This window comes from Streptomyces caeruleatus (assembly GCF_001514235.1).
Lineage (GTDB): Bacteria > Actinomycetota > Actinomycetes > Streptomycetales > Streptomycetaceae > Streptomyces > Streptomyces caeruleatus.
In genome coordinates this window covers 34,250-46,798 of sequence record NZ_KQ948942.1, presented here as the reverse complement: position 1 = coordinate 46,798, position 12,549 = coordinate 34,250, and the positions used below count along the sequence as shown (strand labels likewise).

The following is a 12,549-nucleotide window of genomic DNA, read 5'->3' as shown; positions in this document are numbered from 1 at the left end:
GTCGTCATGCGACCGCACCTCCCTGCGCGGCGGTTCTGCCGTCCATCGGGTTCTTCGAGGCGAGGAGCTTGGTGAGGTGGCTCTTCATCGTCCCCGCGACCTTGTCCGGCCTCGCGGAGCCCATCGTCGAGGAGACGACGACCGGGCCGAGATCCTGGGCGAGGACGCCCGTGGAGCCCGCGAACCACACCTTCGGCTCGGTGGCCTGGTGGTCCATGGCGCCGACGTACTCGTTCTGCGGGGTGAGCTTCTGGTACGCGGCCGTGGAGAGCGTCGGCGTGTACGCGGGGATGTGGCCGCCGGCCGCCCACTGGAGGGCGTGCTTGACGACGTAGGCGGCGAGTTCGTGGGCGCCCTCGTTGGTGGCGCCGCCGCGGTCCGACTGGTGCGGCAGGACGAAGGCGTGCGACTCGGCGTGGGTGGCCTGGCTGCCGAAGACGGGCGGCAGCGGGGTCGCGCCGTAGTCGAGTTTCGCGCCCGAGAAGACCGGCACGGACCAGTTGCCCTCCCAGGTGAAGGGGGCGCCGTTGACGAACTGTTCGCCGGTGGGGGCGCCGGGGATGACGTAGCCGTCGGTGACGTGCCTGCGGAGGAACTCCAGGACCTGGGTGGCCTTGTCGGTGTCGAAGAGGACCTCGGTGTTGTCGTCGTTGAACCAACGGCCGCCGAGCTGGGTGTAGAAGGCGACGAAGAACCACCACTGGAAGTTCTGGTCGTTGGTCCACAGACCGATCGTCTGAAGGCCCTTCTTCTGGACGGCCTTGGCCCGCTTCAGCACGTCGAACCACTCGTCCGTGGAGGTGACCGGGATCATCCGGCCGTCGTCGCCGAGCAGGTCCGCCTTCTTCAGCACGTCCTTGCGGTAGAAGCAGAGCTGGACGTGGATGTCGAGCGGGAGGGCGTAGAGCTTGCCGTCGATGATGCCGCGCTGCCACAGCTTGGGGTTGAAGTCCTGTTCCCGTACGCCGTACTTGGCGAGCAGGCCGACGTCCCAGGGGTCCAGGAGGCGGCCGGGCGAGAAGCCGGTGACGCGGCCCATGTGCATCACGCCGAGGTCGGGTGCGCGGTTGCCCGCGGCGGCCATGGCGAGCTTGGTGTAGAAGGGGTTGCCCCACTGGAGGGTGGAGTCCTTCACGTCGATGTCCGGATCGGCCGTCCGGAAGGCGTCCAGCATCGCGATCATGTTGGCGCCGTCGCCGCCGCTGAAGAGGTTCCAGTACCGCACCCGCGTACGGGCGTTGGAGGCGAGCGCGTCGGCCCCGGTCCCCAGCGCAGCGAAGCCGAAGCTGCCGGCCACCGCGAGGCCTCCTGCGGTGGCCAGAAGTTGCCTGCGATTCAGGCCAGGTCGTCCCATTCCCCGCCCTAACTATTCGAGATATCGAATGGTGCACGTAACTTCGAACGGGACCGTAGGCGGCAAGCGCTTACCAGTCAATGGGTCGTGCACGAATCACGCGCGGCGGGGTGGGCGGGGCGGGTTCGGCCACAGGCCGACGTCGACCCCGGTCGTTCCCGCTTGAACTACGGCGTCGGATCGCATGACGCGGACACGCAGGGCCGCGTAGGCTCGAACGGCCCGCCGGGCGGCGGGGGAAACAGGGGGTGCGATGGACATCGCGGGCGCGCGCGAGTGGGCGGCCCGGGTCACTTCGGTGCTACGGGCGCGGCGCTCACGCTCCGCTTCCGGAATGCGCGACCTGGCCTCCGATCTGAGCGCCGCACTGCGTACCAGACCCCGTCCTCCGGCCGACGTCCACGAGCTGTGCCAGGCGCTGTGCGCGGAGATGAGCGCGCGGCGCGGCGGGCGGCCCGTCGAGCTGCGGTTCGAGCGGTTTCCCGACGAGATCGAAGTGACCGGGCTGTGGGTGGAGTTCCAGGACTTCGACCTGGTCATCGTCGAGCAGCGGGCCGAGGCCTTGCAGCAACTGGTCATCCTCGGCCATGAGTTGTGGCATCTGCACGCCGGGCACGGCCACCACCACACGGACGGTACGGCCGCCGCCCACGCCCTCGCCGGGACGCCCGGCTGGAAGGACGTCGCCCTCACGGTGGCGGCCCGCAACGGTTCCCGGGAGCGGGAGGAGTCCGAGGCGGACGACTTCGGGCACCGCTTGGCGGCCGCGTTCCGGCCGCTGCTGTCGGGGCGGGGGGCGGAGCCGCCGCTCGGGCCGGTGCAGCGGTCGATGGGGTACCGCGGGAGTGGGAGCGGGGCGGGGAGCAGGGCTGGGAGCAGGAACGGGAGGGTGGAGCGGTGACCTGGGCGACCGGGCCGGCGTCGGAGCCGGCCGCAGCGCTGGCGTCGACCTCGGCGAGGCTCTTCGGTGACGTGCAGATCTCGTTCTGGATCCCGACCGTCGCCCTCACCGCCGCCCTGGCGATCAAGCTGCCCAGCATCGTCCGGATGTGGCGGGACCCGCTGCTGCGCGCCGTGGGCGGTCTGCTGCTGTTCGCCTGCGCCGTGTTCGTCTTCGCCGCCCCGAGCACCATCGCCTGGACCAACCGCGTCACCGGCGTACCGAACATCTCGGCGCCCTGGGTGTACTCGCTCATCACCGCGCTGTGCGCGTCCTGGCTGCTGCTGATCATCGCCTGGCGCAACGGCCTGGCCAACCGCTCGGCCGCGACGCGCCGCGCGACCCGCTGGGTCGTCTCCGTCTACGCGGGCGTGGTCGTCGCCCTGTGGGCGCTCTTCGCCCTCGCCGACGCCCCCGTGGAACGGCTGCGGGACCTGGACACCTACTACGCCACGACGCCGTTCATGCGCGAGCAGATCCTGCTCTACCTGCTCGCGCACACCGTTGCCTGCACGATCACCGCCCGGCTGATCTGGAACTGGATCCGCACCGACGGCCTCGACGGCTGGCTGCGCTGGGGCCTCAGGTTCCTGGGCGTCGGCTACGCGACGAACCTGCTCTTCGACGCGGCCAAGCTCACCGCCGTCACCGCCCGCTGGAGGGGCCACGACCTGGACTGGCTGAGCACCGACCTGGCACCGGCGGCGGCCTGCGTCTCCGCGTCCCTGGTCGCGGTGGGCTTCATCCTCCCGCACACGGGCCAGTACCTGCACGAGCACTGGCGGATCCGGCTGCGCCACCGGCACCTGCGGACCCTCTCCGTGCTGATGCGGTCGGTCAGCGCCGCCCGCGAGCCCTTCACCTTGCGCGGCACCGCGGAACTGCGGCTGATCCGCCGGGAGACGTTCATCCGCGACGCGCTGCTCCAGGTGTCCCGGCACCTCGACGAGAACCTGCGCGCACGGTCGTACGACGCGGCCCTCGGCCTCGGCGTCGGGCCCGCGCGGGCGGAGGCCCTGGCCGCGGCCGTGATGCTCCTGGACGCCGTCGACACCCGGCGGCGGTCCCCCGAGGCCGACGCCTCCCCGTCCGGCCCCGACACCGCGTATCTGCTGCGGGAGATCCAGGCCGTGTCCCGAGCCCTCCGTCACCCCGACGACATCGAGGCGGTACGCGCCCGAGCGACCGCCCCGGCAGAGAGTGCCTCCGCATGAACGAACGCCCCGCCCCAGACGTCAGAACCGCCGTCGTCCTGGGGGGATCCCACACCGGCATGCTCGCGGCCCGCGCGCTCGCCGGTTTCGCCGACCGCGTGGTCGTCGTCGACCGGGACGCCCTGCCCGACGGCCCCGAGCCCCGCAAGGGGCTGCCACAGGCGCGCCACGCGCACATGCTGTGGTCGGGCGGGGTACGGGCCATGGAGGAACTCCTCCCGGGCATCACCGAGGTGCTCCGGGCCGCCGGAGCACAGCGGCTGCCCGTCACGACGGACGTGGTCGCCATGTCGGCCCGGGGCTGGTTCCGCCGCTGGCCCGAGTCGCACCATGTGATCCTGGCCGGCCGGGACCTGCTGGACGCGACGATCCGCGCCCAGGTCCTCGCCGACGACCGGATCGAGCTGGTCGACCGGGCGGAGGCCGTCGGGCTGACCGGAACGGCCGCCGCCGTCACAGGCGTACGGATCCGCACGCACGACGGCACCGAACGCGCCCTGCCCGCCTGCCTGGTCGTCGACGCCACCGGCCGCGGCTCCGGGACTCCCAAGTGGCTCGCGGCGCTGGGCCTTCCCGCGCCCGAGCGCCGCGAGGTCGACTCCGGCCTGGTGTACGCCAGCCGCCTCTACCTCGCCCCCGAGCACGCCCGGGACGGCTTCCCGGTCGTCAACGTGCAGCCCGACCCGCGCGACGGCGGGCCGGGCCGGGCGGGCTTCCTGCTGCCGATCGAGAACGGCCGGTGGATCGTCACCCTCTCCGGCACCCGCGGCGGCGAACCCCCCGCCACGGCCGAGGACTTCGCCGGCTTCGCCCGCGAGAAGCTGCGCCACCCGCTGATCGGCGACCTCATCGAGAACGCCGAGCCGCTGTCCCCCGTCTCCTGCACCCGCACCACCGTCAACCGCCGCCACTTCTACGAGCGGATGCCGGCCTGGCCGGAGAACCTCGTCGTCCTCGGCGACGCCCTCGCCGCCTTCAACCCGGTCTACGGCCACGGCCTCTCGGTCGCCGCCCAGAGCGCCCTGATCCTGCGGGACATGACGCGGCGTCACCCGCCGACGTCCCCCGGCCTGGCCCGGCGCGTTCAACGAGCGGTCACCCGCCCGGTCGCCGCCGCCTGGGACATGGCCATCGGCCAGGACGTCTTCTACCCCGGCGCGACCGAGAACGGCCCCACCCTCAGGGAGCGCCTCGTCGCCGCCTACGTGGCGCGCCTCATGCACACCGCCACCGGCAACGGCCGCATCGCCCGCCGGGTGACCGACGTGACGTCCCTGGAACGCGGCGCCGAAGTCCTCCTGGCCCCGTCCGTCCTCCTCGCCGCCGCGATCGGCCCGCTCAAGCCGGCGCTGAGCGGGCCGCCGCTGACGGCGGAGGAGCGGAAGGCGGGAGGCCTGGTCTGAGGAGGATCAGCCGTCCGGCTGCGGCAGCCCGGGGCCGGCTGTACCACCCCCACCCGGCTGCGACGGCGCGCGGCAGGGCGAGCGGGGGTGTGGGCGGCCGTCAGGGGCCGAGGCCCGGGCGCGTTCGAGTGTCCGGTGTGCGCCCCCGGGCGTCGGGCGGGTCAGCCCTTGAAGGCCGGTTGCGGCAGGCCCTTGCCGGCGCCCGGGACCACGAAGACCGACCCCGCCAGCGCGGGCGGCGACGCGAGGCCGACGCGGGCCGTCGTGATGTACAGGTCGGTCAGGTCGGGCCCGGCGAAGGCGCACGCCGTGACCCGGGGCACCGGAAGCGGGACCACGCGGTCCAGTTCACCGGCCGGCGTGTAGCGGCGTACGGACGCGCCCTCCCACAGGGCCACCCAGACACAGCCCTCGGCGTCGACGGTGAGCCCGTCGGGGAACCCGGCGCCGTCCTCGATCTCGACGAGCGGGCGCCGGTTCACGGCCCGGCCGTCCGTGAAGTCGAAGACGTCGACGCGACGGGTGGGCGAGTCGATGTAGTACATGAGGCTGCCGTCCGGGCTCCAGCCCGTGCCGTTGCTCACCGTCACGTCGTCGAGGATCACCTCGACCGTGCCGTCACCGGTGATCCGGGACAGCGTGCCGCCGCCCGGGGCCTCGTCGTAGCGCATGGTGCCGGCCCACAGGGAACCGTCCGGGGCGACGGCGGCGTCGTTGGCGCGGCGGCCGGGGACGGGCTCGTGGTGCAGCCAGCGAAAGGTGTCGTCCGGGTCGAGCAGTCCGACGCCGTCCCGCAGGTTCAGCACCAGGCCGCCGCCGGCGCGCGGCTTGACGGCGCCGATGTGCTGCGGGGTCGTACGGACCGAGCGACGGCCCGAGACGGGGTCGTACGTGTGGATCCGGGACGTGAGGATGTCGATCCAGATGAGCCGGCCGCTCGCCGGGTCCCAGGTCGGCCCCTCACCGAGCTCCGCCTCGGCCCGCACGGCCACCTCGTACGCGGTCGTCGTCATGCCACGCTCCGGTGTCCGAGCCGCTCCGACAGTTCGGCGGCCCCCTTGGCGGCGAGCTGCTCCAGCTCGGCGCGCCGGTCCTCGCTCCAGCGGATCATCGGGACGGAGATGGAGAGCGCGGCGACGACCTGCCCGGTACGGTCCCGCACGGGCGCGGCGACACACGACACGTCCGGGTTGGACTCCTGGCGCTCGACCGCGATCCCCCGCTGCCGGATCCCGGTGAGGGCCTCGCGCAGGGCGCCCGGGTCGGTGATGCTGTTGGGGGTCATGGCGATGAGCTCGGCGCCGTCCGCGATGCGGGAGGAGAGCTCCGGCTCGGAGAGGGAGGCCAGCAGCATCTTGCCGACGGACGTGCAGTGGGCGGGCAGCCGCCGCCCGGCGGCGGACACCATGCGCACCGCGTGCGTCGAGTCCACCTTGGCGATGTAGATGACGTCGGTGCCCTCGAGGATGGCCACGTGCACCGTCTCGTCACAGGTCTCCGCGACGGACCGCGCGACCTGCTGCCCCTCGGCCGCGAGGTCGAGCTGCTCGGCGTACCGGCTGCCGAGCTGGTACGGCCGCACACCCAGCCGGTACCGTCCCGGTTGACCCGGGACCTGGACGATGTACGACCGGGCTGCGAGCGTGGTGACCAGCTCGTGCACGGTGGTGCGCGGCAGCTGCAGCTTGCGCACGATGTCGGGGGCGGACAGTGTCCCGTCCCCGTCGAGGAAGAGCTCGAGAATGTCGAGAGCCCGGGTCACGGCTGGTACGAGGCGTCCCACGTCCGGCACCCTCCCTTGGGTGTCAGGCTGCGTTCGAAATTTCAACAGCCGATCGGAATAACGAACACAGGCTACTCAATCTCCTTTTCCCCCGGCAATGGCCTTGCGCCGACCAGCTCGAAAGCCGCGCCGGCAGCTACTCCGCGCGACGGTTTCCGCATCGGGTTCTCTTCTGTTCGTGACGGCGCGGGCTCGGGGGATGGGCAGGGAAGCTCGGGCGGAGCAGCTTCGATGCCGCCGCATACGCCCACGCCAGTACACCGGCTTACTCCCCCGGTAAGACGTGCCCACCGCCCGCCCCCGGCACCGTGTAGTCCATGTCTTCCACAAGCTCTCCCCCGTCCGCCAGGAAACTGAGCCGCCCCGTCCGCCGGGCCGTTCTCGTCGTGCATGTCGTCGCCTCCGCCGGATGGCTCGGGCTCACGCTCGGGTTGCTGGCGCTCGCGGTCACCGCGGCGGCCACCGGGTCGGCGGTGACCGTGGAGGCGTCCGTGCGGGCGATGAAGCTGTTCGCCGACTGGCTGTTGCTGCCGGTGGCGTTCGTCACGTTGGTCAGTGGGCTGGTGCTGGCCCTGGGGACGCAGTGGGGGCTGGCGCGGCACCGGTGGGTGTACGTCAAGTTCTGGCTGACCCTCGCCACGACGACGGCGACGGCGTTCGCGCTGCGGCCCGGACTGGGGTCCACCGTGTCCGCTGTCGCCGCGGGTGGGCCGCTGCCGGATGCCACCGGGCTCATGATGGGGCCGATCGTGTCGTTGTCCGCGTATGTGTTCATGACGGTGATCTCGGTGCTCAAGCCCTGGGGCCTGACCCGCCGCGGCCGCCGCCTGCGCGCCGGGACCGCCCGCTCACGGTCCGCCCGCCCCGAGCCCGGCCGGCCCGCCCGGCAGAATGCCTGACCCGCCTGCCATGGCCGGCAACCTCCACGGCCCCGGCGGCAACCAGGCAGGTGAAGTCCCGTCCCCCACCAAGGGAGTTCACCATGCGCACCCGTCTCGCACGGCTCGGTGCCGTCATCGCCGCGATCTTCGCGTTGATCGCCGCGCCCGCCGTCACCGCGGCCCCCGCCCAGGCCGCCGACCAGTGGTCCCCGCCGGCCAACCTCGTCCAGCCCCTGGGCGAGGTCTGGAACCACGTCGAGTCGACCTACCCCGACCTCTACGGTTTCCGGAACTACGGCTGGGACCAGATCATGGCCAACCGGGGCAGCGTCAACTACTGCGTCCGCTGGGAGTCGGACGCCCCGGTGAGCGTCGCCCTGCGCGACCAGGTCCACGCCGCGCTGAAGAAGCAGTTCGGCAAGTGGATGGCCGCGATGGTCGAGAGCAACGGCGCCGGGCACAACGCCTGGCCGTACACCAGCGTTCCCGTGAACGTCGTCGGCTGGGCCGTCAAGAACCGGTCCACCCTCCAGTGGAGCGACAACTCCGTCGACATCTACGCCGGCCGGCTGGACGGCGAGGGCGCCCCGCAGTGCGCGCCCGAGTGCGGCCGGTTCTTCCACCAGGACGGCGACTACTCCAAGTGCCCGGGCGGTGCCGCGCGCCACTACGACCAGTCGCTCTGGCTGACGAAGGGGTTCCAGGGCGGGGCCGGCGGCGACTGGGGGCAGCGGGTCGGGCAGGAGTACTTCACCTCGGCCCTGGGCCAGGAGAACATCCACATCTATCTGCATGAAGTCGGCCACACCTTCGGGCTCGACGACTTCTACGACTGGTCCCCGACCGGGCAGTGCTGCTTCCTGATGAAGGCCGGATCCGCCGCGCAGATCACCGAGTTCGACAAGTGGATGTTCCGGGACTTCTGGCGTCATCTGAAGAGCCGTTACGGGCTCTGAGCCGGACAGAGGCACAGCACCGCGGGCCACGGCGGCTGGCGGGGGGCTAGCGGGGGCTCTCGCCGAGGGCCCCCCTCAACCGCTGTGCCCGCAACACCAGTTCCAGCTCGAACCGCCGGTCCGGGTCGTCCATCTCGTCGCCCCACAGCTCCCGGATCTGCCGTAGCCGATAGCGGACCGTCTGGGGATGAACCCCCAGGCGGGCCGCCACCTCGGGCGCCCCGCCCCTGGTCTCCAGCCACGCCAGTAACGTCTCCGCGAGGCGTCGCCCGTGTGTGGGACCGCAGTGCCGCAGGGGCGCCAGGCAGCGCACCGCGAGGTCGTCGATCAGTTCCTCGGGCTGGAGCAGCACCAGCGCCTCGGTGTGCTCGGTGCAGTACAGGACGTCCCCGGCCGGGAGCAGGCGCCGTTCCATGAGGCGTACGGCCGCCTCGGCCCAGCGCAGGGACTTCGCGGCGTCGGCCAGCGGGACGGGCGGGCCGATGGCGCCGGACCAGCCGGCCAGGGCCCGGTGGAGGAGTTCGGGGCGCCCGCCGGCGTCGGGTTCGGGGACGACCATGCGCGGTTGCTCGTACTCCATGTCGAGCAGCACTCCCTGTCCCACGGCCGGTGCCATCGCCTCGCGCGCCGGGCGCAGAAGGACCCCTACGGCGACCTTCTCGGGCAGTGGCCAGCCGATGCGGGCCGCCCGCTCGGTCAGGGCGTCCGCCGGATCGCCTCGATGGTGTTCCGCCAACAGCAGTTCCATCAGGCGGCGTTGGAGGCGTAAGCGTTCGCCGGCCTGGCGGGCGGCCGCCTCGGCGTAGCCGCGCACGGACTGGTCGACGAGGCCGTCCAGGTATTCGTAGCCCGCGTCCACCAGCTCGTACATCGCGGGCGGCGGTATGTCGACGCGCTGCCCGATCTCGGCGAAACGGCGCCAGGCCAGCCGTACGCCCATCCGGTAGATGGCCTGGAGGGAGTCCAGGGAGCGGCCGCCCAGGCCCTCGCCGCGGCCGAAGTCCTGGAAGACGCCGGGCGGGACGGTCGGGCGGCCCTCCGAGGTCTCCAGGTGCTGGACGAACACCTCGATCGCGCGGCGGATGCCGACCAGGGCCATCGGTTCGCCCGACTCGTCGAGGACCAGCGGCAGATGCGGGTACTCGCGGCGGATCTCGCGCAGGATCTCCTCGGCGAGGGCCGGGGCGTCCGCCATCGCCAGCTCCGCGAAACGGCGGACCTGGAAGCGGGGTACGTCCCGCCAGGCCGAGCGGGTGACCGGGGGCGAGGCCGTCTCGGGGGTGGCGGGGGTCGCGGCCACGGTCAACTCCCCTGGCCCGCTTGCTCGTAGGTGATCAATGGTGTGTTGGGCTGGTCGGGCGTCGCTTCCAGCAGCGCGACGACGCCGAGCGCGGCGCCCACCGCGAGTACGGCGGCGAGCGCGACGGTCAGCGCGGCGGCGAGCAGTCTGGACATCGCAGGGTCAGCCTCTCTGCATCCGGAGGTCGTCCCCACCCCGGTGGTATCAGCCTGTTCCGGCCCCTGCCTGTCGGGTTCAGTCTCGACAAGCCGGGTCGGGCCGTCAAGACATTGACACTCCGTCAAGGGGCGCCTACGGTTCCCGGCCCAAGAACGGCCAGGCAACGACCGTGTGTCAATCCCCAGGAGTGCCGGATGCGCCGTACAGCCTCACCTCTCTCCTTGATCCTGCTGGGCCTCGGCACGTTTCTGCTGGTACTGGCGCCGATGCTCGCCTGGTACGTGACCCCGCGTGCCGCCGTGAACCCGATCGACATCGACACCACCGCCGTGTACGAGGGCACCGGCAGCGTCTTCGACACGGACAGGATCGAGACCGTGCCGGACCAGAAAATCACCGTCACCCAGCGGGTGCGCGGCAATGTGGCGGAAAGCGAGCGCAGCGGCAACGCCGTCTGGGACGTGATCACCACCGTCGACACGGACAAGTCGCTGCCGGCCGCCGACCCGCACGACGCGCTGGACTTCACCCCGCACCGCTGGGTGATGGACCGGAAGACGACCAGGCCGGTGCACTGCTGCGAGGAGTCGCCGTACATCGAGGGCGAGGCCTATCTGAAGTTCCCGTTCGACGTGCAGAAGCGCTCCTACCAGTGGTGGGACAACACCGGCGGCACCACGATCACGATGCGCTACGACGGTACGGAGAAGGTCCAGGGGTACACGGGCTACCGGTTCACCGGCACGGTCGCGCCCCGCAAGGTCGGCACCCGGCTCGTCCCCGGCAGCCTCGTCGACGAGCCGGACCGGCCGCAGGTGCTGGCCGAGGAGTGGTACTCCAACCACGGGTTCAAGCTCGTCGTGGATCAGGCCACCGGCCGGGTCGTGTACGCGCAGACCGGCCCGCGCCGCACCCTGCGGGCGCCCGGCGGCGACAAGGACGCGGCGGTGCTGCTGGACAGCGAGCAGATCGGGTTCACCACGGCCACGCAGAAGGAGGCCGTACGGCAGGCGAAGCGGGACAGCGGTCAGCTGCGCATGGTGGGGGAGACGCTGCCGGTCGGGGCTGCCGGGGCGGGATTCGTGCTTGCGGCGGTGGGTGCCGTTTTGGTGGTACGCGGGCGTAAGCGGCCTGAATCCGCCGGTACAGTCGAGATGCCCCAGCCCACGCTCACGATATGACGTGACGTCAGCTCTAACAAAGCCGGAAATTGTCACGTCGGTGAGTAGCCGTGGCGAACTGCTGGGCGAAAACTGTCCACCCCCACCCGGACACAGCCTGTCCACACCCCACGCACAACGACCGTAAGCAGTCCAGTACCTTCCAAATCCCCCCACGGGAACCCAAACCCTCCCCACCCCCACGCTGAGTTCCGCACCCTGAGACGAGTTGGAGCGCTGATGCCCCAGCACGTGCCCTCCCCTCTGCGCGCCGCCCTCCCCTGGGCGTCGCAGCAACCTTCCTCGGCGCTTCCCCCACATCCGCGCCGAATCGTTTTTCTCGCCCATCGAGACCTGGGCAACCGGTCCGCCGGCGGCTCCGAGCTGCTGGTCGACCGGCTCGCCGACGGCCTCACGAGACTCGGCCACCAGGTCACCCTGCTGTGCGGGGGTCCGGCGGCCTACCGCGACTACCGGGTCGTGTCGGCCGGCGGCTCGTACGGCCACTACCTGCGCGCCAGATCGGCCTTCGCCCGTCAGGTCGGGGACTGCGATCTGCTGGTCGAGGTCTGCAACGGGATGCCGTACTTCGCGCCGCTGTGGCATCGCGGGCCGACGTTGTGCCTGGTGAACCATGTGCACACGGATCTGTGGCCGATGCGGTTCGGTGGGGTCATGGCCCCGGCTGCCCGGCTGGGGCGAAGACTGGAGCAGTGGGCGCTGACGGGCGCTCGGCAGCGGGGTCTGATGGTTGCCGTTTCCCCGTCCACCGCGCAGGCGCTGCGCGGGATCGGGGTCGAGCGGGAGCGGATCCGTGTGGTGCACAACGGGGTCGAGGAGCCCGGGCCGCTCGGTGACCGGTCTTCCGAGCCCTTGTTCGTGGCTGTCGGGCGGCTGGTCGAGTACAAGCGGATCGATCTGCTGCTGCGGCTCTGGGAGCGGGTGCGGCCCGTGACCGGGGGGCGGCTCGTGATCGTCGGGGACGGGCCTGAGCGGGCGTCTCTTGAGCGGCTTGCCGGGCCCGGTGTCGAGTTCGTCGGTCATGTGCCGGAGGCGGAGAAGCATCGGCTGCTGTGTGCGGCGTGGTTGTTGCTTCATCCCTCGGCCGTGGAGGGGTGGGGGCTGGTCGTCACCGAGGCCGCGGCGCGGGAGACGCCGACCGTTGCCTTTGATGTGCCTGGGCTTCGGGATTCGGTTGTGGACGGGGAGACCGGGGTGCTGGCCGCGGGTGAGTCCTCGTTCGCGGCTGCGTGGTGCACGCTCGCGTTGTCGGGGCATCGGCGGGAGTTGATGGGCAAGGCTGCGCGGGATCGGGCCGCGGGGTATCGGTGGGATCGGACTGTGCGGCAGTTTCTGGCGGTTGCCTCGGAGGCGGTCCATCGTGGCGCCTAAGCGGTGG

Annotated in this window: 12 protein-coding genes; 7 read left to right on the top strand and 5 right to left on the bottom strand. The window is 71.7% G+C overall.

From position 1 onward, the window contains the following. Positions 1 to 4: 4 nt before the first annotated feature. Positions 5 to 1,354 carry an extracellular solute-binding protein gene (locus AQJ67_RS39060; protein ID WP_062724243.1) on the bottom strand — a complete coding sequence of 450 codons (1,350 nt, stop codon included), beginning with the start codon at positions 1,352 to 1,354 and terminating at the stop codon, positions 5 to 7. Between the two features lie 253 nt (positions 1,355 to 1,607). Between AQJ67_RS39060 and AQJ67_RS39055 the strand changes: the two genes are divergently transcribed. The 3 genes from AQJ67_RS39055 to AQJ67_RS39045 all read left to right on the top strand — a co-directional run bounded on the left by AQJ67_RS39055 (position 1,608) and on the right by AQJ67_RS39045 (position 4,911). Then, entirely contained in the window at positions 1,608 to 2,255 is a 648-nt protein-coding gene (locus AQJ67_RS39055) for a toxin-antitoxin system, toxin component family protein (RefSeq protein ID WP_208615119.1), read from the top strand. 71 nt (positions 2,256 to 2,326) lie between these two features. Beyond that, positions 2,327 to 3,508 carry an MAB_1171c family putative transporter gene (locus AQJ67_RS39050; protein ID WP_425264221.1) on the top strand — a complete coding sequence of 394 codons (1,182 nt, stop codon included), beginning with the start codon at positions 2,327 to 2,329 and terminating at the stop codon, positions 3,506 to 3,508. Further along, on the top strand, positions 3,505 to 4,911 hold the full coding sequence (locus AQJ67_RS39045; RefSeq protein WP_208615118.1) for an FAD-dependent oxidoreductase: 1,407 nt from the start codon (positions 3,505 to 3,507) through the stop codon (positions 4,909 to 4,911). The genes AQJ67_RS39050 and AQJ67_RS39045 overlap by 4 nt, the downstream gene beginning before the upstream one ends. A gap of 161 nt (positions 4,912 to 5,072) precedes the next feature. Here the strand turns inward: AQJ67_RS39045 and AQJ67_RS39040 are convergent, their stop codons facing one another. After that, entirely contained in the window at positions 5,073 to 5,924 is an 852-nt protein-coding gene (locus tag AQJ67_RS39040; protein ID WP_062724242.1) for an SMP-30/gluconolactonase/LRE family protein, read from the bottom strand. After that, positions 5,921 to 6,694, bottom strand: coding sequence for an IclR family transcriptional regulator (locus AQJ67_RS39035; protein ID WP_062724324.1), 774 nt, complete (start codon positions 6,692 to 6,694; stop codon positions 5,921 to 5,923). The genes AQJ67_RS39040 and AQJ67_RS39035 overlap by 4 nt, the downstream gene beginning before the upstream one ends. 317 nt (positions 6,695 to 7,011) lie before the next feature. On the opposite strand from AQJ67_RS39035, the gene AQJ67_RS39030 reads away from it, so the two are divergent. Both AQJ67_RS39030 and AQJ67_RS39025 read left to right on the top strand, forming a co-directional pair. Then, on the top strand, positions 7,012 to 7,593 hold the full coding sequence (locus tag AQJ67_RS39030; protein ID WP_062724241.1) for a hypothetical protein: 582 nt from the start codon (positions 7,012 to 7,014) through the stop codon (positions 7,591 to 7,593). 83 nt (positions 7,594 to 7,676) lie between these two features. Then, positions 7,677 to 8,531, top strand: a complete 855-nt coding sequence (locus AQJ67_RS39025) for a hypothetical protein (RefSeq protein ID WP_062724240.1) — start codon at positions 7,677 to 7,679, stop codon at positions 8,529 to 8,531. A 46-nt stretch (positions 8,532 to 8,577) separates the two neighbouring features. Here the strand turns inward: AQJ67_RS39025 and AQJ67_RS39020 are convergent, their stop codons facing one another. Beyond that, the gene (locus tag AQJ67_RS39020) at positions 8,578 to 9,831 is read right to left on the bottom strand and encodes a PucR family transcriptional regulator (protein WP_062724239.1); all 1,254 of its coding nucleotides are present in this window, start codon (positions 9,829 to 9,831) and stop codon (positions 8,578 to 8,580) included. Between the two features lie 2 nt (positions 9,832 to 9,833). Beyond that, on the bottom strand, positions 9,834 to 9,986 hold the full coding sequence (locus AQJ67_RS48445) for a hypothetical protein (RefSeq protein WP_167348315.1): 153 nt from the start codon (positions 9,984 to 9,986) through the stop codon (positions 9,834 to 9,836). Between the two features lie 198 nt (positions 9,987 to 10,184). Here AQJ67_RS48445 and pgfA point away from each other — a divergent pair, with 198 nt between their 5' ends. Together pgfA and AQJ67_RS39010 are read left to right on the top strand one after the other, a co-directional pair. Next, on the top strand, positions 10,185 to 11,171 hold the full coding sequence (pgfA, locus tag AQJ67_RS39015) for a cell envelope lipid trafficking protein PgfA (protein WP_062724238.1): 987 nt from the start codon (positions 10,185 to 10,187) through the stop codon (positions 11,169 to 11,171). A gap of 219 nt (positions 11,172 to 11,390) precedes the next feature. Next, positions 11,391 to 12,542 (top strand): glycosyltransferase family 4 protein, encoded by a 1,152-nt coding sequence (locus AQJ67_RS39010; protein ID WP_062724237.1) that lies wholly within the window; start codon positions 11,391 to 11,393, stop codon positions 12,540 to 12,542. The last annotated feature ends 7 nt before the right edge of the window (positions 12,543 to 12,549 follow it).